Origin of the sequence: Streptomyces sp. 130 (genome assembly GCF_007096885.1) — a bacterium.
Classification (GTDB): domain Bacteria; phylum Actinomycetota; class Actinomycetes; order Streptomycetales; family Streptomycetaceae; genus Streptomyces.
In genome coordinates, this window is sequence record NZ_VJNO01000026.1 from 17,668 (window position 1) to 39,757 (window position 22,090).

The window sequence follows — 22,090 nt, forward strand, 5'->3', positions numbered from 1 at the left end:
GGGTCACGCTATGAAGGCGAGGGGCCGCGCACAGCCCCTAGAGCCCCCCTAAGAGAAACCGGAATCCGGCAGGGCGATTTCCGCGCGGTCGCGGCCCCGGATTCCGTGGGATTCCACCGCTCTTCTGTCGAACGCCCGTTGTACGTAGGAAAGGTCGGCGATCAGGCCCGAAGAGGTCACGTCTCTGGAGCGGGCCGGGCCGACCAGGCCGGCCAGCGGCAGTCTCCCGATGCCCGCCCACCGCAGCCGGCCGTCGCCGTCGATGTAGCTGCGGGCCCGGCCGTGGTTGTCCGGGTGCAGGCAGTAGGGGATGTCAAGGGCCCCCTGTCTGAAGGCGAGTTCGAAGGCGTGCCCGATGTCCGGGGACAGTTCGAGTACGCCCTCGATCAGCGCCCTGGCCTCCGCATACGTCTGTGAGTCGGACTCGGTGGAGGGTGGGCGTTCGGGCGCCGCCGTCCGCGCGGTCCGGGCCGCCGCCTCCAGGGCGGCGACGTTCTCGGCGACGGTGGGGATGCGGCGTGACTCCGCCACCGTCTTCACGATGAGGCGCTCCGAGCCGGAGGCGACAGCGAGCCGTGCCGCCTCGTCGAGCAGCAGATAGGCGCCCTCGTCCGTGGTCGGGTACACGCCCATGTAGGCGTAGATGACCACGTGCCAATTGGTGGTCGGAAGCAGTTCGCCGCAGAGCCGCCGCAGCGCCGCGACCGCTTCCCGGTCCTGTCCCGGGTGGGTCTGCTGGGCATAGCTGAGCGACACGCTGCGGATACCGTGCTGGCAGAAGAAGAGCGCTTCGAGCACGCTCATCGCCACCAGTTGGCTCGGTGGGCACAATTGACCGAGCATGCAGCCGCCGAACGTCTCCAGATGCGGTTCCACTCCCGATTCCCGCAGCCGCGCGAAATCCTCGGTGCAGCGGACCCAGTTCCGTACCGACTCGTCCAGCGGAGTGCGTCCGTAGGGGAGGCAGTAGGAGACCGGGCCTCCCTCGGTGGCATTGATCCAGGTGCCGCGCAGCGCGGCGAAGATGTCCCCGGGAACAGCCGATCCGTGCCGGACCTGGACCGGGAACGCGTCGTCCCTGATGCCCGCGAGGACCTGCCCGGTCACGGCCCGGTCATAGGTGACGATGGGATAGCCGTTGAGTCCGGTCCCGGCTTCGAGCGCGTTCTCCACGGACGCCAGTTCTCCGACCCTCGTGTAGCTGTCGAGGGTGATCGTGCCGACCGTCGCCGCGTCGGCGGCCCTGGTGGCGGCCAGTCCCGCGCGCATGGTGACGGGGTCGCTGAAGCCCATGCGGGGCTGCACCACCAGGACGCCTGTGCGGCTTCTCGCTCGGACGAAGGCTCCGAAGTCCACCGGGCGCGCGCCCTCGGCCGTCCGCCGGAGCGGGTGCGCGCCCGGTCTCACGCCACGACCTCGGTACGCCCCAGGGCGCGGGGGCCCGCCGGAAGCGCGCCGACGAAGCGGGTGAACTCCGTCAGGGTGGTGGAGGCGTCGTCGAAGACGGCGTCGAACCCGGCGGACAGCAGCGCGCCGATCGCCGCTTCGCTCTGCTGCCCGGCGACACCGAGCTTGCCGCCGATGGCCACCGGGGTCGAGGCCAGCTCGTCGCAGGCGCGCAGCGCCTCGATGGCACGGAGCCCGTCCTGGTGGCCGTGCCCGTTGACGCTGCTGATCACCACCAGGTCGGGGGCGGTCTCCCGGCAGGCCTCCACGAGGACGTGGTCCGGGGTGCACGGGCCCAGGTTGATCACCTCGTAGCCCAGCTCCTCGATGAGCAGCTGGAGGAAGACGAGGTTCCAGGTGTGCGAGTCGGAGGCCACGGTCGTGACGACCACGGTGCCGCGCCGGGTGTCCGCGGCGCTGACGGTGTCCGTGGCACCGGGCGTCAGGCCGGCGCTCACTCGGTCCCTCCCGCGGCGGTGGGCGCGGGCATCGGGTCCACGGCCGCGTAGGCGCGGCTGTGCTCGATCCGCGAAACGGACAGCACCGAGTCGCCCCGCACCACCACCTCGGTGGGGGCCGGGCGGCCCAGGAACAACAGCAGACTGGCGGTCGGCCCGTAGGCGCCGGCGTTGGGGATGGTCACCAGATCGCCCGGGGCCAGTGCCGGGAGGTCGATCTCCCGGCCTAGGATGTCACCGGGGGTGCACAGCGGGCCCACCAGACTGGCGGATTCGACGCACTCCCCCGCGTCGGTCCCGACGGCGACCGGCAGCAGCCGGCCGAGGCCCGACATTCCGCCGAAGGTGTTGATGCCCGCGTCGAGGATGACGAACTTGCGGCCCCGGCTGATCTTGACGTTGCTGACGGAGGCGACCAGGGTGCCGCTCGCCCCGATGAGGTAGCGGCCCGACTCGCAGGCGATCTCGGGGCCCTCGGTCCGCCACCCGGGGAAGTGGGTGTCCAGTGCGGCGGCGAGCTCGCCGCGCAGCTTGGGGTAGGCGCCCCGGACTCCTGGAACGGCGTACGGCACGGTGAATCCGCCGCCGATGTCGAGGAAGCGCAGGGGGAGGCCGAGTTCGTCCTGGAGGCGGGCGGCCAGCTCGATGGTGTGCCGGAACTCGCCGACGAGGCTCTCCTCGTCCTTGGCGTTGCTCAGCGGGAAGAAGTGCATCCCGGTGATGCGGACACCCTCGATCGCGCGCAGCTCGGGGAGGACGTCGGCCAGCGTCTCGCTGTCGAAGCCGAACTGGGAGGGGGTGCCGGTCATCCGGATGCTGCTGGTGGCGCTGGCGGTCGCGCTGTTGACGCGCAGCAGGCAGTCGGCGGTGGTGCCGTGCGCCAGGGCGGCGTCGGCCACGTGGCGGACGTCGGAGACCGAGTCGGTGGAGAAGACGCGGACTCCCAGCCGGATCGCCTCGTCCAGCTCACCCGGCGTCTTGCCGGGGCCGGTGTAGAGGCAGTCCGCGCCGCGGAATCCGGCCGCGAGGGCGGCCTCCAGCTCGCCGGTGGAGCTGATCTCTGGCCGGCAGTGCCGGCCTTCCCCCTCCCGCAGGGCCCGGACCAGGTCCGGGTGGGGGTTGGCCTTGAGTGCGTAGAAGAGGGTGAACTCCTCGGGCAGGGCCTCGAACAGCTGCTGCCGTGCCGCGTCGACCTCGTCGAGGTCGTACACGTACAGCGGGGTGCCGAAGCGTTCGGCCAGTGCCTGGTAGCGGCTCATCGTCCTTCCCCGTCGATCATCTCGGCCAGCACCTGCCGGGCGTTCTTCCCGTGCAGGCTCAGCGGCAGCTCGGCCAGCACCCGGCACAGGGCGGGCACCTTGGCCGGCTCCAGGCGCTCGGCCAGCTCCTTCAGCACGGTGTGCGGCGGCAGTTCGGTCTCGGCGAAGATGACCAGGTCGCGGCTGTCGGTGGGCGGCAGCGCCGTGGCGGTGCGGACGCCGGGGATGTCCATGGCGGCGGCCTCGATCTCCACCGTGCTCATCCGGATGCCCTTGCGCTTGAACATGTCGTCGCGGCGGCCCTCGAAGTAGAGGTATCCGTCCTCGTCGAGCCGGCCGTAGTCGCCGGTGTGCAGCCGCAGCGCCCCGGTCTCCGGGTCGGTGCGGAAGGTGCGCGCCGAGAGTTCGGGGCGGCGCCAGTAGCCGGGCATGACGTGCGGTCCCACGGCGACGATCTCGCCGGTCTCCCCGGCCGGCAGGGGCCGGCCCTGCGCGTCCAGGATCAGGACGGTGGTGCCGGGCAGCGGCAGGCCCACCGACCTCGGGCGCTCGTGCTCCTGGTCCGGCGGCATGATGCTGACGCGTTTGCACTCGGTCTGCCCGAACTGGCGGACCACCCGCACCCCGGGGAACGCCGCGCGCAGGGCCTCGACCGCGTGGTCGGGAAGCGCGGCGCCGGTGTTGGTGAACATCCGTACCGGCGGCGGGTCCTGGGTGTCGCGCGCGGCGAGGGTGCCGATCATCGTGGCCAGTGACGGCACGATGGGGACCACGGTGGCGCCGGTCTCGCGCATCCGCCGCAGCAGTACGAGATCGGACTCGCCGCCGTCCAGTACCAGTTCGGAGCGTCCCAGGCAGGCGAGCAGCACCTTGTACAGGCCGTAGTCCCAGGAGATCGGGAAGCGGCAGAAGACGACGTCGTTGGGCCGGTAACCGAGAACCCGCTGGATGGCGCGGGAGGCGAAGGTGACCTGCGCGTGCGGGCACACCACGGCCTTGGGCGCCGCGGTGCTGCCGGAGGTGTAGACGAGGAACGCGATGTCGTCGTCTCTGATGTCCAGGGGTGCGGGCGCCGGCCGCCCGGCGGCCTCCTCCACGTGCGGCCAGATCTCCGCGAGGTCGTGCACGGGGAGGGACGCGGCGCGGCCGAGCACCTCGGTGGTGGTGCCCGCGCCGATGATCAGGGAGGGTTCGGCGTCCTCGATGACGGACCGGAGGTGGTACTCCTTCATCGCGGGGTTGAGCGGCACCAGGATCACACCGGCGCGCGAGGCCCCGTAGACCATGGCCACCAGTTCGCGCCGGCTGGGGAGCTGCACGAGCAGCCGGTCACCGCGTACCGCGCCGTGTTCGGTGAGCCAGGCGGCGAAGCCGTGGCTGAGTTCGGCCATCCGGCGGTACGTCACCCGGCCGTCGGCGTCGTGCAGGCACTGTCCGTCCGGGGTGTCCGCGACCGCCTCGTCGAGCAGGGAATGGACCGTCCCGCCGTTCCCGTGCGCCGTCGGCGCGCTAGTGGTGTTCGGATTCTCCACGGTTCCAACGTCGCTTTCGGGAGTGGGTGGCGAGCCGGCCGCGTCGTCGCGCGTGGGGGCCGGCTCTCAGGGGCGTGGGGAGGTACGAGTCAGGCCGGGGCACGGGCCCGGAGGGGCGGGCCCGTGCCCCGGGGTCCCGGGGGGGGCGGTGCCTAGTCGGCGATGCTCAGTGCCCCGACCGGGCAGACGTTGACGGACTCCGCGACTTCCTCGCGCAGCCTTTCGTCCGGCGTCTCGATCAGCAGGACGACCTTGCCGTCGTCGTCGTTCTGGTCGAAGACGGCGGGGGACGTGATCACACAGGAACCGGCGGCGACGCAGCGCTCTTTGTCGACGATCACACGCATGGAAATCTCCTTTACCAGGTCACCGGCAGCTCGTGCAGGCCGTCGATGAGGGCGTTGGCCTTGAAGGGCAGTTCGTCCAGGGCCGCGTCGAGGCGCAGTCCGGGAATGCGCCGCAGCAGGGTCGTGAACACGACCTCCAGCTGCATGCGGACGAGCATCTGGCCCGCGCACTGGTGGCGTCCGAAGCCGAAGGCCACGTTGTGCCGTGCCTCGCGGCGGGTCAGGTCGAGGGTGTTGGGGTTCTTGAAGACCGCCGGGTCGTGGTTGGAGGCGGAGAGCGAGCAGATGACGCCCTCCCCCTTGCGGATCAGCTGGCCGCCGATCTCGGCGTCCTCAAGGGCGACCCGGACGGTGCCGTGGTCGGAGATGCTGGAGTAGCGCGACAGCTCGTCGACGGCCTGGCCCGACAGCTCGGGGTGCGCGCGCAGCCAGTCGGCCTGCTCGGGGTGCTGGAGGAGGACCAGGGTGCCGACGGTGATGCCGTTGACGGTGCTCTCGTGACCGGCGGCGATCATGGCCCGTACGAGGGCGCTGATGTCGGACGGCTCCAGCTCCTTCTTCTTGTCGTTGCGCTGGATCAGGCTGCTGATGAGGTCGTCGCCGGGGTTCTTCTGCCGTTCGGCGATCAGCTCGTAGAGCAGGACCTCGACCTCGGCGTTGGCGGAGGCGTGCTCCTCGGCGCTGCCCTGGGTGACGAGGAGGGTGACCCAGCGGTGGAACAGGTCGCGCGACTCGTGCGGTACGCCGGTCAGCTCGCACATCCCGATGGAGGGCACGGGCATCGACAGCATGGACACCAGGTCCACCGGTCCGCCCCGCTCCAGCATCGCGTCGATGCACTCGTCGACGATCTCCTGGGTGCGTGGCCGCATCGCCTCGACGCGCTTCACGCTGAGTTCCGGCATGAGCATCATGCGGTGCGCGGTGTGCTCCGGCGGGTCCATGTGGAGCAGGGCCGGCTTGACCTTGCCGAGGAGCTCCATGGGGAAGTGGAACTGGAGCGGGTAGCCGGGGTCGGCCATGTTGGAGCTGAACCGCGGGTCGACCAGCATCTGCCGGACGTCCTCGTAGCGGGTGAGGAGCCAGGCCTCACGGCCGTTGAACTTGAGCTTGACCCGGGAGACCGGCTCGGTCTCCCGCAGCACCGCGTACTCCGGTGCCGGGTCCAGGGGGCAGCCGGTGCGCTCCAGGGGGAACGGGCGGGGCTGGGCGTGCGGGCACGCGTCGACGAGATCGGACATGGTTCCTTCTCCAGAGGTCTCTGCGCTCGGTGGGTAGGGGGCGGCGCTCTCAGCCGCGGGCCTTTTCGAGGGAGGCGCTTACGGCGGCGGCGGTGCGGGCGATGTTCTCGCTGAGCGGGAGCGCCCGCAGGTCGGCGGAGAGGACCTCGACGGACGGGGTGACGTCGACGCCCTTGGCGTCCAGGGTGCGCAGCAGCCCGGTGATGTCGCAGTCACCGTCGCCGGGCAGCAGGCGCCCGCTGAGGACCTCGTTCATGACGTCGGGCGACGGAGTGCGCGGGGCGTCCGCGAATTCCACGCCCGCGATCTGCGCGCCGGTGAGCTGGTCGATGGAGCCGACGCCCGTCGGGTCGCGGAAGAGGTGCCACATGTCGACGAGCAGACCGGCGTTGGGACGGTCGGCGGCGACGATGATGTCGGAGGCGACCTGGTAGGTGAAGCCGGGCATCACGGCCATGGCCTCAAGGGAGATCTTCAGCCCGCGTGCGGCGGCTCGGTCGCACATCGCGCCGAAGCGCTCGGCGAGGACCTCGGTGGGGGGCATCTCCACGCCCGGCGGGTAGACGGCGCAGGACTTGACCATGGGGATGCCGGCCAGGACGGCCAGTTCGAACAGGCGGTTCTCCGACTCCAGGGCGGGGCCGCTCTCCTCCGGACCGGCGTTCCACCCGAACAGGACCTCCAGCTCGTGCAGCCGGACGCCGTACTCGGTGAGCAGGCCGCGCAGCTTGTCCGCCGAGTGGTCGGCCAGGAACGCCTCCAGCTCCTCGACGCTCATGCCCATCGAGACGCAGTTGTTCTCGGCCAGCGCCGCCAGGCGCTCCTCCAGGGTGTGCCGGACGGGCTCCTGCCAGGCCGACCCGGTCAGCTGCAGATAGGCGAAACCCAGGTCGGTCCTGGTCAGAAGGGTCATGGTGTACCTCTCGCTCATGAGTCCGCGGCCGGTCCTGGTGGAGACGGCAGGGGCGCGGCGCCGGCCTGGGCGCGTCCCGCCGGGTGTGTGTCGGGCCGGGTGGGCCGGGGCTGTGCTCAGGCGGCGAGGTTCCGTCGGACGGGCTGGAGGGCTGTCCTCGGGTCCACCGCGACGACGTCGAAGTTCTGGGTGGTGACGGGAACGCGGCCGAAGAGGCTGTCCTGCCCGGCGACGTACAGCTTGTGGACGCCGTGTTCCCGCAGGGCTTCGACGACGGCGGGCCAGCGGACCGGACGGACGAAGCTGTCCAGCAGCATGGTGCGGACCTGGTCGCCGGTGGTCAGCAGGGCGCCGTCCTGGTCGGCGACGACCGGTATCCGGGGGTCGTGGAAGGTCAGCGGGGCGAAGAGTTCCTCCTCGGCCCGCCGGCGCAGAGGCTCGAAGACGCTCGCGTGCATGGGCGGGCGCATCGTGTACAGCGGCAGCCCGCCGACCGAGCGCAGCCGCTTGCCGAGCCACTCCAGCACGGTCTCGCGCAGCGACACCAGGTAGAAGTCCTCGTCGACGTGGCAGGCGATCTCGTACCACTCACCGCGCTCGTCGAGTTCGGCGAGCACCCGGTCGAGTTCGGGGCGCGGGACGCGGGTGAAGGAGTGCGTGACGACGTCCTGGTGGTTCTCGGCGAACCAGGACTCCAGCAGCCTGGCCCAGCCGGCGGTCAGGCGCACCGCGTCGGCGAAGTCCAGGACTCCGGTGTGGGCCGCCGCGGCCTTCGCGCCGAAGCTGGGGCCGACGCAGAGCGCGGGCTCCGGGTCGAACCGGTCCTGCGCCCAGGTGGCGAGTGCCAGGCAGTTGACGAGAAACGCGACTTGCGCGTACTCGCTGTAGTCGCCCTCCGCGTCGCGGTAGCGGTCGATGAGCGAGTAGCCGAGCGCGTCGTCGGCCTCGGCGACGAGCCGCCGTGCCACCGGGTTGATCAGCATGAACTTGGCTGAATGCGGAAAGCTCGTGGGGCTCATACCGGGGAAGACCAGCGCACCGCCGGTGCGGAAGTCCTGTCTCATGGTGTCCTGCCCTTCAGCACGTCGTTCAGAAGCGATCAGCCCGTGGGCGCTTCGTGTCCGAACCGGTCGGGACCCAGGCTGGGGTCTGCCCGCTGCCGCCAAAACCCCTAAGGTTCGCGGGTCCGAATTCCCTTGACACCTGGTCGTGCCGGGCTGCCGGTGCGCCGCCCCCGTGTGACGCAAAGGCACTTCGTTTCCACCGTGCGACACCCCGTAGAGCCCCTAAGGGTGCCGGTCCCGGCCGGGGCGGATGGGTGGTGACGACTCGCGTGGCCCGGGAAGTGCCCGGATCCGGAACGGTGAGGTTAGGGGGGTTCCGGACAACTTAGGGGCGGGCGCGGGGATCGCAGCGGGCCTTCGATGAGGGACGGTTAGCCGAATCCTGCGCCGGTGCGAGCAGCCACCGCGCACCGTCTACCTGTGGATGGGTGGGACCATGACAGTCATTCAGGACGCCCCGTCGGACAGCGGTGGTGACATTCCCGCGGAGCGGCGGCCGGACCTGCGCTCGCTGGTCGCTCAGGCGGCGGAGCTGAAGAAGGCGGCGCGCGAGGGCATGGGTCCGCGCTCGACGGAACAGCAGCATGCCCGGGGCAAGCTGACCGCGCCCGAGCGTCTGGAACTGCTCTTCGACCCGGGTACGTTCCAGGAGGTGGAGCCACTGCGCCGGCACCGGTCCTCAGGGTTCGGCCTGGAGCACCGGCGGCCGAGCGGGGACGGGGTGATCACCGGCTGGGGCCAGGTGCACGGCCGTACGGTGTTCGCTTACGCGCATGACTTCCGGGTCTTCGGCGGCTCGCTGGGCGAGGCGCACGCGCAGAAGATCCACAAGGTGATGGACCTGGCGATCTCGGCGGGCGCGCCGCTGGTGGGGCTGAGCGACGGCGCCGGTGCCCGCATCCAGGAGGGTGTGACGGCGCTCGCCGGGTACGGCGGGATCTTCCGCCGCAATGTCCGGGCGTCCGGGGTGATCCCGCAGATCAGCGTGATCCTCGGCCCCTGCGCGGGCGGTGCCACCTACTCTCCGGCACTCACCGATTTCGTCTTCATGGTGCGGGACATCTCGCAGATGTACATCACCGGGCCCGATGTGGTCCAGGCCGTCACCAACGAACGCGTGACCCACGAGGAGCTCGGCGGGGCGCGGGTCCACGCGACGGTCTCCGGCGCGGCCGGTTTCATCTACGACGACGAGGCGGAGTGCCTCGACGAGGTCAGGCACCTGCTCTCGCTGCTGCCCGCGAACAACCGCGAGCTCCCGCCGGAGGCGCCGACCGGGGACCCCGCGGACCGGCGGTGCGAGGGACTGCTGGATCTGGTGCCGCAACAGGCCAGCCAGTCGTACGACATGCGCGCGGTGATCCGGGAAATCGTCGACGACGAGGACTTCTTCGAGGTCCACGCGCAGTGGGCCACCAACATCATCTGCGCGCTGGCCCGGCTGGACGGCCACACGGTCGGCATCGTGGCGAACCAGCCGGCCTCGCAGGCGGGGGTGCTGGACATCCACGCGTCGGAGAAGGCGGCCCGGTTCGTCCAGACCTGCGACGCGTTCAGCATTCCGCTGGTCACCCTGGTCGACGTGCCGGGCTTCCTGCCGGGCACCGACCAGGAGCACCAGGGCATCATCCGGCACGGCGCGAAGCTGCTCTACGCCTACTGCGACGCGACCGTCCCCCGGATCCAGGTCATCCTGCGCAAGGCGTACGGCGGGGCGTACATCGTGATGGACTCGCGTTCCATCGGCACCGACCTGTCCTTCGCATGGCCGACGAACGAGATCGCGGTGATGGGCGCGGAGGGCGCCGCGAACATCGTCTTCCGCCGGGAGATCGCCACCGCGCCGGACCCCGCGGCAGCCCGCGAGCTGCGGATCAAGGAGTACCAGCAGGAGCTGATGCACCCGTACTACGCGGCTGAACGCGGCCTGGTCGACGACGTGATCGATCCGGCCGAGACCCGTGCGGTGCTGGTGCGTTCCCTGGCGATGCTGCGGACCAAGGACGCGCACGTACCGGCCCGCAAGCACGGCAACCCCCCGACCTGAGACCGTGAGGACCGACCGACCATGACCACTGCCCCCCGCTCCCCCGCGCCGGGCGCCGCGGACCCGGACCGCACCGGACCGGCGCTGCGCTTCCTCGGCGGTGCGCCGTCCGCCGAGGAGATCGCGGCCGTGACGGCCGCGCTGCTGAGCCTGCGCCGGGCCCGGACGGCCGGCCCCGACACCCGCCGGGCCACGACGGCCCGGTGGAGCGCACCGCTTCGTTACCGGCCGCCCGGAAGCTGGGCGGCGCGGTGAGGCGGGGCCCGGCCCCCTGTCCCGCTCCTGGCCCTCCGGCCGCTACGACCCCAGCCACAGCAGAAGGACGTACAGCACTGATGACGGACGAATCACGGGAGACCGGCCTCTGGATCCGGCGCTTCCACCCGGCTCCCGAGGCCCGTACCCGCCTGGTCTGCTTCCCCCACGCGGGCGGATCGGCCACCTACTACTTCCCGGTGTCGCGTGCCCTGTCCCCGGCGATCGACGTGCTCGCCATCCAGTACCCCGGCCGTCAGGACCGCAGGCACGAACCCTGCGTCGACGACATCGAGAAGCTGGCCGATCTCGTCGTCGGGGAGCTGGACTCCTGGCGGGACCTGCCGCTGACTCTGTTCGGCCACAGCATGGGGGCCACGCTCGCGTTCGAGGTGGCCCGCAGACTGGAGGCCGCGGGGACGTCGCCGGTCACGCTTTTCGCCTCCGGCCGCCGGGCGCCCTCCCGGGTGCGCGACGAGCGCGTGCACCAGGCGACGGACGACCGTCTCATCGCCGACATCGCCCAGCTGAGCGGCACGGATTCCGCGGTGCTGGGCGATCCCGAGCTCCTGCGGATGGTCCTCCCCGCCGTCCGCAGCGACTACAAGGCCGCGGAGACCTACCGCTTCCGGCCGGGGCCGCCGCTCGGGCTGGACGTCGTGGCACTCGTCGGTGACGCGGACCAGCAGGTGACCGTCGACGAGGCGGAAGCGTGGCGCGAGCACACCACGGCCTCGTTCGAGCTGAAGGTGTTCTCCGGCGGCCACTTCTTCCTCGACTCCCACGTGGCCGCGATCCTCGACCTGATCCGCGCCCGCACCAACGCGTCGGCGGTCGGATGATCCCGGGTGACCGGGGCCGGCGGGCCATGCGTCCGCCGGTCCCGGTCACCCGGCAGGTGGGCTCCGCGCGGGGCGCCGGTGCCCGGCGTCCCCTTCCCGGACCCGCTCCGGCCTGCCCCGGATTCGTTCCGGGGCAGGCCGCTTCCTGTATGGGGCAATGCATTCCGGACAGAGTTGCGCTTTGCTCACCAGAATCTAGACGGTCGTACTAGACTAACGTCTAATCGCAGCATCGGGCAGCCCGCCCCCAAGGGCTGCGCCGTCCGGACAGACACCGATCTTCGCCCCGTGTACACGGTCACGCCTCCTCCCCGGTTGGCCGTCACTGACCGGCTATCGACTACGGAGGCCAGAGTGCCGGTACGACCAGAGCGCGGCGTCACCTCACGCGTCACCGAGGACGGATACCTCGAATTCGTCACCGAGGCGGACGGCGCCGGCTACCGGTGCAGTCCCGTCGCCGCGGCCATGTGGATCGCGCTGCGCCAGCACAACGGCGAACTCGGCCCGGCCGCCGAGATGCTGGCCGAGCTGTGGTGCACGGACCCGGAGAACACCCGTACGGACATGGACATCTGGGTCAGCGAGTTGCGGGACGCCGGCCTGGTCCGCGACGAGCCCTGAGCATCGGGGCTCGGTTCGAGGGTCGCGGCAGGGGCGACGCGGACGCCGGCACGCCGACGCGCGTCACCCCGCCCAACTGAGTAAAATCACTTTACCCGCTCACGTCACGAGTGGCCCAGGCAGCTCCAAGACCGAGGGGTCACCAGACAGGACGCAGGGGCGGGATCTCCTCACCCGCCAGCGCACGGACGAGCGCCGCCAACTCGGCACGAGGCACCGCGAGTCCGCTCTTCCGCAGCCGCGTCTGCAGTTCCAGCTCGACCTCCCGCAGGATTCCCCCGGCCACGATCAGGTGCTCCAGCGCCCGCTCGGTGAGAACCACCAGCTTGCGCCGCCCCCCTGCGGGGTGGGGACGCCGCTGCACGTAGCCGCCCTTCTCCAGCTCGTCGACCAGCTGGCCGGCCGCCTGCTTGGTGACCCCGAGCCGCTCGGCCAGCTCGGTGCTCGTCAGCCCGGGGCCGTAGAGCGCCTGGAAGGCCAGCCCGTGCATGGGGCGCAGGTCGTCGTACCCCGCCGCGTCCAGCCTGCGCACGAATTCGGAAAGCACCAGCTGGAACGCCATGCCGAGGAGAAAGCTGAGCTCGGTCCGCTCCAGAGGGTCGTTGGTCTCCATCCGCCCATGTTGACACAGGTGTGTACAGTCGCTTTACTCCCGCCGAGTAAAGCAACTTTCTACAGGGGAGTGGAATGTACGTAGTATCCGAAACCGACGCGCGCACCACCCGCACCGCCGCGGCGGCCATGTTCGGCCTGGCCGCGCCCAGTCAGGGCAGCACGGAGCTCTGCACCTGGCGTGTCGAGATGGCCGCCGACAACGCGACGCCCGTGCACGAGATCGACCGCGAGCAGATCTGGATGCCGCTCTCCGGCGCCTTCGAGGTGACCATCGGCGACGAGGCCGAGACGGTGAAGGCCGGTCAGGCGGTCATCGTTCCGGGTGGCGCCACCCGCCGGCTGAAGGCGCTCGAGGACACGCAGGCCCTGGTCGCCATGGTGGCCGGTGGACAGGCCATCACCCCTGACGGGACCAAGGTCACGCCCCCCTGGGCCGCCTGACCCCACAGACACGCAGCTCGGCCGGTGGCACCCCCGTCCACAGGCCGGGCTGCGTTTTTCGCGTACCGGACCGCTCCCGGGGCCGGCCTCCGAGGTGACGGGCGCGCAGAGTTCGCCCGGCGTTCCCGGGCCGTCCTTCCGGCGGACGGCATTCCGTTCGGCCGGGGCCGAGAACGTCGGGCGACCCGAATCCGACGACCCCAGGACGGACTCCGTGACTGCACCGCTCCCCCGCCGACGGCCCCGCGCCCTCGCCCGTTTCCTCGTCGCCGCGCCCCTGCTGGCCGCCGGGGCGCTGACCGGAGTACCGGCAGCGCACGCGGCCCCGGCCGACGACGTGCGCATCAACGAGGTGGTGACCACCGGCGACGTCGACGACTCGGTCGAGCTCTACAACAAGGGCACCTCGTCGGTCGACGTGTCGGGCTGGATCCTGAAGGACGACGACAAGGACCACACGTTCAAGATCCCCTCCGGGACGAAGCTCGCGCCGGGCGGCTTCCGGGCGTTCGACGTCAGCGACGAGTTCGGGCTGGGTTCGTCGGACGAGGCCAGGCTGTATCTGGCGGACGGCAAGACGCAGGTGGACGGCTTCTCCTGGAGCGACCACTCGGACCCGTCCTGGTCGCGCTGCGCCGACGGCACGGGGTCCTTCGAGCAGGCGGACTCGGTGACGCTGGGCGCCGCCAACGACTGCGGTTCGGATGAGGGCTCGACGGCTCCCGCGGCCTGGCCCGGCGGCAGCGCGGTCGCCACCGCGGACGGCTCGAACGTGTTCGGCGAGGACCTGAGCGGGCTCTACCAGGACGGCGAGGTGCTGTGGGCGGCGCAGAACAGCGGCAAGCTGTGGCGCCTGGTCCGGAACGGCTCCGGCGGCTGGAAGCCGGACACCGCGAACGCCTGGTCGTCGGGCAAGACCCTGCGCTTCCCGGGCGGCTCCGGCAGCCCGGACGGTGAGGGGGTCACGGCGGTCGCCGGCGGCATCTTCGTCGCGAGCGAGCGCAACGGGGACGCCTCGGGCACGAGCCGGCTGTCGGTGCTGCGGTACGACGTGAGCGGTTCGGGCTCCTCGCTCACGGCCGCCAAGGAGTGGAACCTCACCTCGGACATCCCCTCGACCGGCTCCAACCTGGGCCTGGAAGCGATCGCCTGGGTCCCGGACGCGTCGCTGACGGCCGCCGGCTTCAAGGACGCGTCGACGGGCGCGGCGTACGACCCGTCCCGCTACGGCGCGCACAGCGGCGGGGTGTTCCTCGTCGGCGTCGAGGGCACCGGCATGGTCTACGGGTACGTCCTGGCGGACTCCGGTGCGTACACCCGGGTGGCCTCCTTCAGCAGCGGCATGTCCGGTGTGATGGAGCTCCAGTGGGAGCCCCAGGCGTCCCGCCTCTGGGCGGTCTGCGACGACACCTGCGACGGCCGCCACACCACCCTGACGGTCGGCGCTGCGGGCACGTTCACCCCGGCCGCCGTGTACGCCCGCCCCAGCGGCATGGCGAACTACAACAACGAGGGCTTCGCGCTGGCCGGCGCCGGCGAGTGCGTGTCGGGCTCGAAGCCGGTGTACTGGTCGGACGACGCGAACGACGGCGGGCACGCGCTGCGCCGGGGCAGCGTCAGCTGCTGAGGGGAGGCGCGGGCACGCGTTACGGCGCCCGGCGCAGGGAGGCGTCCAGCGAGGCCATGAGCCACGCGGCACGGCTCCTGCCGCCGGGGGCGGGCGGGTAGCGGCGGAGGACGTCGATCAGGACGGGGGTGGCCCGTTCCCGGGCCCTCTCGACCGCCCGCTCCCCCGCCCGCGGATCGTCTCCCGCACGGATCTCCGCGATGCGGGCCGCGTTCGCGGCGGCCCGGAGGATGTGGCCGACCTGGTGGGCCTTCGCGAGGGGGTGCAGGTAGGCGGCGGACGCGGCGTCGCCCGCCGCCTGCGCGGCCAGCCGTGCGGCCTCGGTCGCCGCGTCCTTCGCGGCGCGGTGGGCGTCCATCGAGGCGACGCGCTGGAGCCGGGTCCTGGGCGCGCCGTCGATGAACTCCCGGGCCGCCACGATGGCGGCCCGGGGCCGCGCATCACCGGGATGTGCGTCCTCGAACACCGGCAGGACGCACTCCGCCGCCTCGGTGGCGTACTGCGCCACGACACGCAACTCGGCCATGGACAGCTCGAAATCCCCGCTCACACCCGTCATCCGACCGATCGTCGCACGTCGCCCCCGCGTGAGGCCGTACGGCTCCGAGGCGCCTCCCGCACGCTCTCTTCCTGAGCGTCCTCGCGAAGGCCGCTCTGTACGATCACGGAGGCCGGCCACTGGTGTCCCGGCCGGATGATCGGAGGGGCCGACGCGTGTCCGCCACGAACTTCTGCGCTCACGTCGCCGTAGGCGGTGAGGTTCTGGGAGCCGGCCTCGGAGGGAGCCCGGAATCCTGGGAAGCCGCCCTGGGGCCGGCTTACCTCGATGTTCCCGGTGGCGGCATGCTGCGGCGGGACTACGGGCTCGTGGAGATCAACTTCTCGCCGGACCTGCCGGGGCACCCCGGGCAGATGTCGTGCTTCGGCTTCGGCGTGAGCATCCAACGGCTGCTGTACGACCGGTCTCCGAACACCGTGCCGTCCACGCTCTCGCGGGAATACGGGAAGTTCGCGCCCAGAGTCCCCTTCGGGGAGCTGCGGGCAGCCGTCCTGGCCCTGGGCCGCACGATCGCGCTCGACACGCAGAACACGTCGCGTGACATGGACTGCTACCGCGTGTCCGCATCCGGGGCCCGCATCCACGTCGTCGCCGACCCTGACCCGTACGGGTCCGGCGAACCGGACCCCTCCGGACACCGAAGGGGTGACGTCTGGTCCATCGACGTGTGGTGACCAGCCGGGGCCGCCGGCCGGTCCGGTCACGACCTCGTCACGTCGTACTCCGCCCACACCGTCTTCCCCGGCGCCCGCGTCCTCGCGTACCAGCCCCGGCGCGTGGCCAGGCCCTCGACCAGCAGCAGGCCGCGCCCGTCGTCCGCGAGGCCGGCTTCCGGGATCGCGCCGGGGCGGGGCGGGACGCGTTCGCCCCGGGTGTCGGTCACCTCGATCCGCGCGGTCGGACCGGCCGGACTCGCCACGGCGAAGCAGTACAGGCAGCGTTTGTACGCGCGAGAGCCCTGCCGGTCCGAAGCCGACCGGCAGGGCCGTCACGGGCCTTGTACTACGAGCAGTAGACGAACTGGGCCGTCGACTCCAGCCAGTGCGCCCACTTCATGGCCTTCATGGTCTGCGGCCCATACTTGCCATCCACGGTCACGCCCACCCTGCGCTGCACGGACTTCACGGCGGCAAAGGTGGCGGCGCCGAACTTGCCGTCCACTTCCAGGCCTGTCTTGTAGCAGTAGTTCATGTTGCGCTGGAGTGCCCTCACTCCATATCCGGTAGCTCCCTGGTGCAGTGTGCACGCGGTGGTGAACCGGTCGGCGGCCGTGTCGAAGCCATGAGGAATCGAGACGATGTACTTGCCGTCGTACGTCGACTCACTGCCGGTGCACGAAGGCGCCACCGCCGCCGCCGTCGGGGCCCAGACGAGCGCGCCTCCCAGCAGCGCTCCCAGGGCGAGCGTCACCACGCCCGACGACTTGAGCCGCCGGATACCACCTGTCATGAGTTCCTCCTACGATCGTCGCAGTCACGGCCGGTCATCGCCTCGTGCAGCGCTTGAACTTGCCGGTCGGCTCGTTGTAAAGGGGCCACTTGATCGCGTCGCGGGTCTTGGGCCCGTACTTGCCGTCGGCGGTCACGCCGGCCGCCCGCTGGGCTCTCTTGAGGGCTGCGAAGGTCTTGTCGCCGAACACGCCGTCAATCGCGATGCTCTGGCTGTAGCACTTGACCAGCGCGCGCTGGATCGCGTCGACCTCACCGCCACGGGCACCCTGGTGCACGTAGCAGTTCGCGTTGACCTTGATCGGCTCCCACTCGTGGGGAATCTTGATGTAGTCGCCGCCTCCCCTCGACTCCCAGAGGCCGCGGTCGCACTCCCAGGACACGGCGGAGCTAGGCGCGACCGCGACGCCTCCGAGAAGGCCGGTGACCATCGCGGTCACGACGCCGGCGGCCCTGAGTTTTCTGATCGTCCCTCTGGACATGGGTACCCCCCTCGTTGACGGTGGTTGGACCCTAAGGCCCTTGGCGGGGCGGGACTTTGCCGTGTGCGCGGAGTGCTTTGTCTCCCGTGCGTCCGCATCACGTCCCCCGCCTGTCACAGCCGTTGCACCGCGGGTGGGTGTAATTCACACTCTTCTCGGATCGTTCATGTCGAGGGGGCGCGCATGAGTCCGGCGCTGGACACCGCGTACATACCGCCGCAGGACCGCGAGGAGATCATCCGGCGCGCGGTGTGGGACTCCGTGGTGCCGGTGGACATCGATCACCGGGCACCCGACGGGGAGATCCGGGCCCGGATGGACGTGAAGGCGGTCGGAGCGCTGCGAGTGTCTTCGGCCCGCTCGACGGCGGTGACGCTGCGGCGGACCGAACAGCTGGTGCGGAAGGACGAGGAGCCCTCGCTCTTCCTCAGTCTTCAGGTGACGGGCACCAGCATGGGCGCGCAGCACGGGCGGGAATGCGTCCTCGGACCCGGTGAGTTCGCGGTCTTCCGGTCGAACGCCCCGTACACCCTGCTCTTCGACGAAGGGGTCGACCACCACTTCCTGCGGCTGCCGCTCTCCGTGCTCGCGCTGCCGGACCGGCTGATCCGGGACACCACCACGCTCACGTTCGGCGCCGGGGACCCGCTCGCGCGGCTGGCGTACACGTACTTCGCGCAGCTCGCCCGGAGCGACGAGCTGCACCGCAGCGACCGTGCCGACGCGGTGCTGGCGCCCAGCGTGGAGCTGCTGCGCGCGGTCCTGGTCTCCCGGCACGGGGGCATCGCGCCGGCGAAGGACCCGATGGAGGCGACGCTCGGGCTGCGGATCACGCACTACATCCGGGAGCACCTGGCCGACCACGACCTGTCGGCGGCACGCATCGCCGCCGCGCACGGCATCTCCGTACGGCATCTGTACACCGTGCTGTCCCGGGCGGGTATCAGCCTCGGGGACTGGATACGGGCCCGGCGGCTCGAAGCGTGCCGGCGGGAGCTGGCCGGGCCCGCCGGGCGGTCGCGGACCGTCGCGGCGATCGGGCGGAGCTGGGGGTTCGTGAACGCCACGCACTTCAGCCGGGTGTTCAAGGAGGCGTACGGGGTGTCGCCCCGGGACTGGCGGGACCGGCGGTCCGGCTGAGCCGCCGGTGCGGCGCGGCGGATAGGGTCGACGGGTCATGGACTACGCACCGATCGACCGGAGTCCCGGAGAATTCCAGCAGGCCCTGAGCGCGGCCGAGGTCGAGGCCGTCGTGCGGGCGGCCTTCGGCGGGGGTGCGGCCGTGCTGTCGGCCGTCGAACTCACCGGTGGCTACTACAACAACACGTATCGGATCGAGCTGGACGGGGAACGGCCCGTCGTCCTGCGCGTCGCGCCGGAGCCGGGCCGTCAGGCCAGGGCCGATCCCGAGATGATGCGCAACGAGCACGCCGGGGTTCCGTACCTGGCGCCGGTGGCGGAACTGCTGCCGCGTACTCTCGCGATCGATTTCACCCATGGGGTGATCGGGCGCGACTACATGTTCCAGACGTTTCTGTCCGGGGTGCCCGCCGGAGAGGCGCTCGCCGGGTACCCGGAACCCGCGCGGGGCGCGTACTTCCGTCAGCTGGGCGCCATCACGCGCACCGTGCACGGTGTGCGCGGCCCGGGTTTCGGCCGGGTCGCCGGTCCGGTGCACGAGCGGTGGAGCGACGCGCTGTGCACCTGGTTCGAGCGCGCGAGCGCGGACCTCACCGACGCCGGCCTCGATGCCGCTGACATCACGAGGCTGGTCCGGCTGGCCGACCGTGAGCGCGCCGTACTCGACGAGGTCACCGAGCCGCGCCTGCTGCACGGAGACCTCTGGGTGGGGAACACCATGCTGGCCGAAGGGGCGCCGGAACCGTTGATCACGGGTGTCTTCGACTGCGACAGGCTCTGGTGGGGCGACCCGGAAGCGGACTGGCCGGTCTACCTGGCGCTGCGCAAGCCGGGCGGCGAACGCGACGCCTTCTGGGGGAGCTACGGCCGGGTGGGCCGGACCGAGGGCGCCCGGTGGCGCGCACTGGTCTACGAGGCGAGGCACGCGACCGCGCTGCTGCTCGAATTCCACCGGCTGGGCATGGCCGACCGGCTGGCCGAGACCTACGGCGAGATCCGCGACCTCGCCACCCGGTTGGCCACCCACTGACGCGGAACCGGCCCGGGGTCCGGTGTGCGGGGTGGGGTCGCTCGGCCCCGCCCCCATCGTCCGGGTGACCCCTTCCCGCTGGACAGCGCAACTCCCCGTGTCGCGCGCCCGGGGGTGGCGCCGGGTCCGCTCAGGATGCCGGTATGAAACCCATGCCCCAGCGCCTAGCCGCGCTGCGCTCACGCGCCCGCACCACGGGTGCGGCCTGTGCCGTCCTGGCGGCCGTCGTTCCCGCCGTCACCCTGGGCGTAGGCGCCACGCCCGCCGCCGCGGCCACCCTGCCCGGCGGACTCGGGCCGTGCGTGCCGGGTGACTGCCCGGACCCGTTCCCCGACGTCAACAACGGGGACATCGCCGGCCGGGACGACGCGATCAACATCTTCGTGGGCGACGACTTCCTCGTCCGGGGGCGTGCGGCGGAGGCCGAGGGCCGGGTCGTCGTGCTGGACGACTTCGACCAGGACAAGGACGCGGACACGGGCGGGCTGTACAACCTCGGGATCGTCGGGGTCGGGTCGCGCGTCGCGCCGCCCGTCGACTCGGACTTCCTGGCCGCCGGCGGGGATGTGACCATCGCCGCCGGGCAGATCCTGGACACGACGGGCGGTCTCGTCGACGAGGTGGGCACCGTGCGCTACGCGGGCACGCTGTCCGGGGCCGTCAGCGGGACGACCGTCCAGGACGACGACGCGACGGCCCCGTACGTGGGCCTGCGCGACGAGCTCACGGCGGCCAGCCAGTGCTACGCGCGGCCGGACGGTGCGCCCCGGACGCCCACCGGGACCGCGGTCAACGAGGGCTACCGGACGCTGTTCACCGGAGACGGCACGTCGCAGCTCCAGGTGTTCAACGTCGACTTCGACCTGGTCAACCCGAACTCCCCCAACGGAAGCCAGTCCATCGAGTTCACGGGCATCCCCGACGACGCGACGATCCTGGTCAATGTGATCGGTGAGAACCGCGTCATCAACACCACCAGCGGGAGCGACACGCTGGGCCAGTACCGCGAGCGGCTGCTGTGGAACCTGCCCGACGCCACCACGGCCTCCTTCGAGGGGTCCGGGCAGTTCCAGGGCAGTGTCCTGGTGGGCGAGCAGGCGTCCATGACCACGGTGAGCCTGCCCGGGATGAACGGCAGGTTCTTCACGACCGGGTCGCTGACCCACACCAGCGAGAGCGCGGGGGTGGAGTTCCACGCCTACCCGTTCGACGGCGACCTCCCGGACTGCGGTGGTCCGCAGCCGGTGACGGGCGATGTGAGCGTGCTGAAGACCGACGCCGAGACCGGTGACCCGCTCGCCGGAGCCGGTTTCGAGCTGTGGCGCGAGACCAACGACGTGCCCGGCCTCCAGACCGACGGCGCCGACCCCGACACCCTCGTCTCGAACTGCACCACCCCGGCGAACGGCGTCTGCTCCGAGACGACGACCGTGGGTACGTACTACTGGCGCGAGACGGCGGCCCCGGACGGCTACGAGCTGCCCGACCCCAACGTCTTCGGGCCGCTGGTCCTCACCGAGGACAACGCGGAGGACGGCGTCCAGACCGAGGCCGTCAACAGCCGGACCCCCGTACCGCCGGTGACCGGCGAGGTCCGCGTACACAAGACCGACGCCGAGACCGGGGCCCCGCTCGCCGGAGCCGACTTCGAGCTGTGGCGCGAGACCAACGACGTGCCCGGCCTCCAGACCGACGGCACCGACCCCGACACCCTCGTCTCGAACTGCACCACCCCGGCGAACGGCGTCTGCTCCGAGACGACGACCGTGGGTACGTACTACTGGCGCGAGACGGCGGCCCCGGACGGCTACGAGCTGCCCGACCCCAACGTCTTCGGGCCGCTGGTCCTCACCGAGGACAACGCGGAGGACGGCGTCCAGACCGAGGCCGTCAACAGCCGGACCCCCGTACCCCCGGTGACCGGCGAGGTCCGCGTACACAAGACCGACGCCGAGACCGGAGCCCCGCTCGCCGGAGCCGACTTCGAGCTGTGGCGCGAGACCAACGACGTGCCCGGCCTCCAGACGATCGGCATCAACCCCGACACCTTCGTCACCGACTGCACCACCCCGGCGAACGGCGTCTGCACCGCGACCACGATCGCGGGCACCTACTACTGGCGCGAGACGGCGGCCCCGGCCGGCTACGAGCTGCCCGACCCCAACGTCTTCGGGCCGCTGGTCCTCACCGAGGACAACGCGGAGGACGGCGTCCAGGCCGAGGCAGTCAACACCGAGACCCCCGTCCCGCCGGTGACCGGTTCGCTGACGCTGGACAAGACGGACGCGAAGAACGGGGAGCCGCTGCCCGGGGCCGTATTCGAGCTGTGGCGCGAGAGCAACGACGTGCCCGGGCTCCAGACGGGCGGGGCGAACCCCGACACCCTCGCGGACGCGGGCTGCTCCACGGACCAGGACGGGCAGTGCACCTTCGACGACCTGCCGCTCGGTGAGTACTACCTCCGTGAGATCGCCGTCCCGGAGGGGTACGTCCTGCCGGCGAACCCCGTCTCCGGGCCGTTCGAGGTGACGGAGGAGAACAGCGAGGAGGGCGTCACCGTGGAGCTGGCCAACGACCGCGGTGAGCCGTGCAAGGGCAAGGACTGCAAGGACGACACGCACAAGGCCGCTCGCGGCTGACGCGGTCACCCGCCCGGCCGCCCACTCGTGGGCGGCCGGGCGGTCCCGCTGATTGGCTCGTCAGTACACCGTTCCCGTTGA

General features: G+C 71.3%; 22 protein-coding genes and 1 pseudogene. 10 read left to right on the forward strand and 13 right to left on the reverse strand.

Going from position 1 to position 22,090, the window contains the following annotated elements:
* Positions 1-48: 48 nt before the first annotated feature.
* From FKN01_RS21415 to FKN01_RS21450, 8 genes are all read right to left on the reverse strand, one after another.
* Positions 49-1,407 carry a methylaspartate mutase gene (locus tag FKN01_RS21415; RefSeq protein WP_143623045.1) on the reverse strand — a complete coding sequence of 453 codons (1,359 nt, stop codon included), beginning with the start codon at positions 1,405-1,407 and terminating at the stop codon, positions 49-51.
* On the reverse strand, positions 1,404-1,904 hold the full coding sequence (locus FKN01_RS21420) for a cobalamin B12-binding domain-containing protein (protein WP_143623047.1): 501 nt from the start codon (positions 1,902-1,904) through the stop codon (positions 1,404-1,406). The genes FKN01_RS21415 and FKN01_RS21420 overlap by 4 nt, the downstream gene beginning before the upstream one ends.
* Positions 1,901-3,163: a type III PLP-dependent enzyme gene (locus FKN01_RS21425; protein WP_143623049.1), complete on the reverse strand. Its 1,263-nt coding sequence runs from the start codon at positions 3,161-3,163 to the stop codon at positions 1,901-1,903. Before FKN01_RS21425 ends, FKN01_RS21420 begins: the two co-directional genes overlap by 4 nt.
* Complete coding sequence (locus FKN01_RS21430) at positions 3,160-4,695, reverse strand: AMP-binding protein (protein WP_143623051.1); 1,536 nt, start codon at positions 4,693-4,695, stop codon at positions 3,160-3,162. Before FKN01_RS21430 ends, FKN01_RS21425 begins: the two co-directional genes overlap by 4 nt.
* A 152-nt stretch (positions 4,696-4,847) precedes the next feature.
* Complete coding sequence (locus FKN01_RS21435; protein ID WP_143623053.1) at positions 4,848-5,042, reverse strand: ferredoxin; 195 nt, start codon at positions 5,040-5,042, stop codon at positions 4,848-4,850.
* Between the two features lie 11 nt (positions 5,043-5,053).
* Positions 5,054-6,283: a cytochrome P450 gene (locus FKN01_RS21440; RefSeq protein ID WP_143623056.1), complete on the reverse strand. Its 1,230-nt coding sequence runs from the start codon at positions 6,281-6,283 to the stop codon at positions 5,054-5,056.
* 49 nt (positions 6,284-6,332) lie between these two features.
* Complete coding sequence (locus FKN01_RS21445; protein ID WP_260696967.1) at positions 6,333-7,196, reverse strand: sugar phosphate isomerase/epimerase; 864 nt, start codon at positions 7,194-7,196, stop codon at positions 6,333-6,335.
* Positions 7,197-7,312: 116 nt separating this feature from the next.
* A complete protein-coding gene (locus tag FKN01_RS21450; RefSeq protein WP_143623171.1) occupies positions 7,313-8,179 on the reverse strand; it encodes an ACP S-malonyltransferase in 867 nt (288 codons plus the stop codon).
* Positions 8,180-8,696: 517 nt separating this feature from the next.
* Here FKN01_RS21450 and FKN01_RS21455 point away from each other — a divergent pair.
* From FKN01_RS21455 to FKN01_RS21470, 4 genes are all read left to right on the forward strand, one after another.
* The gene (locus tag FKN01_RS21455) at positions 8,697-10,307 is read left to right on the forward strand and encodes an acyl-CoA carboxylase subunit beta (RefSeq protein WP_143623060.1); all 1,611 of its coding nucleotides are present in this window, start codon (positions 8,697-8,699) and stop codon (positions 10,305-10,307) included.
* Between the two features lie 21 nt (positions 10,308-10,328).
* On the forward strand, positions 10,329-10,562 hold the full coding sequence (locus FKN01_RS21460; protein WP_143623062.1) for an acyl-CoA carboxylase epsilon subunit: 234 nt from the start codon (positions 10,329-10,331) through the stop codon (positions 10,560-10,562).
* 80 nt (positions 10,563-10,642) lie between these two features.
* Positions 10,643-11,404 carry a thioesterase II family protein gene (locus FKN01_RS21465; RefSeq protein WP_143623063.1) on the forward strand — a complete coding sequence of 254 codons (762 nt, stop codon included), beginning with the start codon at positions 10,643-10,645 and terminating at the stop codon, positions 11,402-11,404.
* 354 nt (positions 11,405-11,758) lie between these two features.
* A complete protein-coding gene (locus FKN01_RS21470) occupies positions 11,759-12,028 on the forward strand; it encodes a PqqD family protein (protein WP_143623065.1) in 270 nt (89 codons plus the stop codon).
* A 139-nt stretch (positions 12,029-12,167) separates the two neighbouring features.
* On the opposite strand, the gene FKN01_RS21475 is transcribed toward FKN01_RS21470, so the two are convergent.
* Positions 12,168-12,641, reverse strand: coding sequence for a MarR family winged helix-turn-helix transcriptional regulator (locus FKN01_RS21475; protein WP_143623067.1), 474 nt, complete (start codon positions 12,639-12,641; stop codon positions 12,168-12,170).
* A 74-nt stretch (positions 12,642-12,715) separates the two neighbouring features.
* Between FKN01_RS21475 and FKN01_RS21480 the strand changes: the two genes are divergently transcribed.
* A complete protein-coding gene (locus FKN01_RS21480; protein ID WP_143623069.1) occupies positions 12,716-13,084 on the forward strand; it encodes a cupin domain-containing protein in 369 nt (122 codons plus the stop codon).
* A gap of 214 nt (positions 13,085-13,298) precedes the next feature.
* Positions 13,299-14,711, forward strand: a complete 1,413-nt coding sequence (locus FKN01_RS21485; RefSeq protein WP_143623071.1) for a lamin tail domain-containing protein — start codon at positions 13,299-13,301, stop codon at positions 14,709-14,711.
* A 19-nt stretch (positions 14,712-14,730) separates the two neighbouring features.
* Here FKN01_RS21485 and FKN01_RS21490 read toward each other — a convergent pair whose 3' ends face one another.
* Positions 14,731-15,270: a putative immunity protein gene (locus FKN01_RS21490; protein ID WP_143623073.1), complete on the reverse strand. Its 540-nt coding sequence runs from the start codon at positions 15,268-15,270 to the stop codon at positions 14,731-14,733.
* A 155-nt stretch (positions 15,271-15,425) separates the two neighbouring features.
* Between FKN01_RS21490 and FKN01_RS21495 the strand changes: the two genes are divergently transcribed.
* Entirely contained in the window at positions 15,426-15,944 is a 519-nt protein-coding gene (locus FKN01_RS21495; RefSeq protein ID WP_143623075.1) for a hypothetical protein, read from the forward strand.
* Positions 15,945-15,970: 26 nt separating this feature from the next.
* On the opposite strand, the pseudogene FKN01_RS21500 reads toward FKN01_RS21495, so the two are convergent.
* The 3 genes and pseudogenes from FKN01_RS21500 to FKN01_RS21510 all read right to left on the reverse strand — a co-directional run.
* Positions 15,971-16,180 (reverse strand): annotated as a pseudogene (locus FKN01_RS21500) (ATP-binding protein); the annotation flags it as partial.
* A 92-nt stretch (positions 16,181-16,272) separates the two neighbouring features.
* Positions 16,273-16,719, reverse strand: coding sequence for a peptidoglycan-binding protein (locus FKN01_RS21505; RefSeq protein ID WP_143623077.1), 447 nt, complete (start codon positions 16,717-16,719; stop codon positions 16,273-16,275).
* Positions 16,720-16,753: 34 nt separating this feature from the next.
* On the reverse strand, positions 16,754-17,200 hold the full coding sequence (locus tag FKN01_RS21510; protein ID WP_143623078.1) for a peptidoglycan-binding domain-containing protein: 447 nt from the start codon (positions 17,198-17,200) through the stop codon (positions 16,754-16,756).
* 183 nt (positions 17,201-17,383) lie between these two features.
* On the opposite strand from FKN01_RS21510, the gene FKN01_RS21515 reads away from it, so the two are divergent.
* The 3 genes from FKN01_RS21515 (at position 17,384) to FKN01_RS21525 (ending at position 22,009) form a co-directional block, all read left to right on the forward strand.
* Positions 17,384-18,340, forward strand: a complete 957-nt coding sequence (locus FKN01_RS21515) for a helix-turn-helix domain-containing protein (protein ID WP_185992933.1) — start codon at positions 17,384-17,386, stop codon at positions 18,338-18,340.
* Between the two features lie 37 nt (positions 18,341-18,377).
* Entirely contained in the window at positions 18,378-19,370 is a 993-nt protein-coding gene (locus FKN01_RS21520; RefSeq protein WP_143623080.1) for a phosphotransferase family protein, read from the forward strand.
* Positions 19,371-19,513: 143 nt separating this feature from the next.
* On the forward strand, positions 19,514-22,009 hold the full coding sequence (locus tag FKN01_RS21525; RefSeq protein WP_260696968.1) for a SpaA isopeptide-forming pilin-related protein: 2,496 nt from the start codon (positions 19,514-19,516) through the stop codon (positions 22,007-22,009).
* The last annotated feature ends 81 nt before the right edge of the window (positions 22,010-22,090 follow it).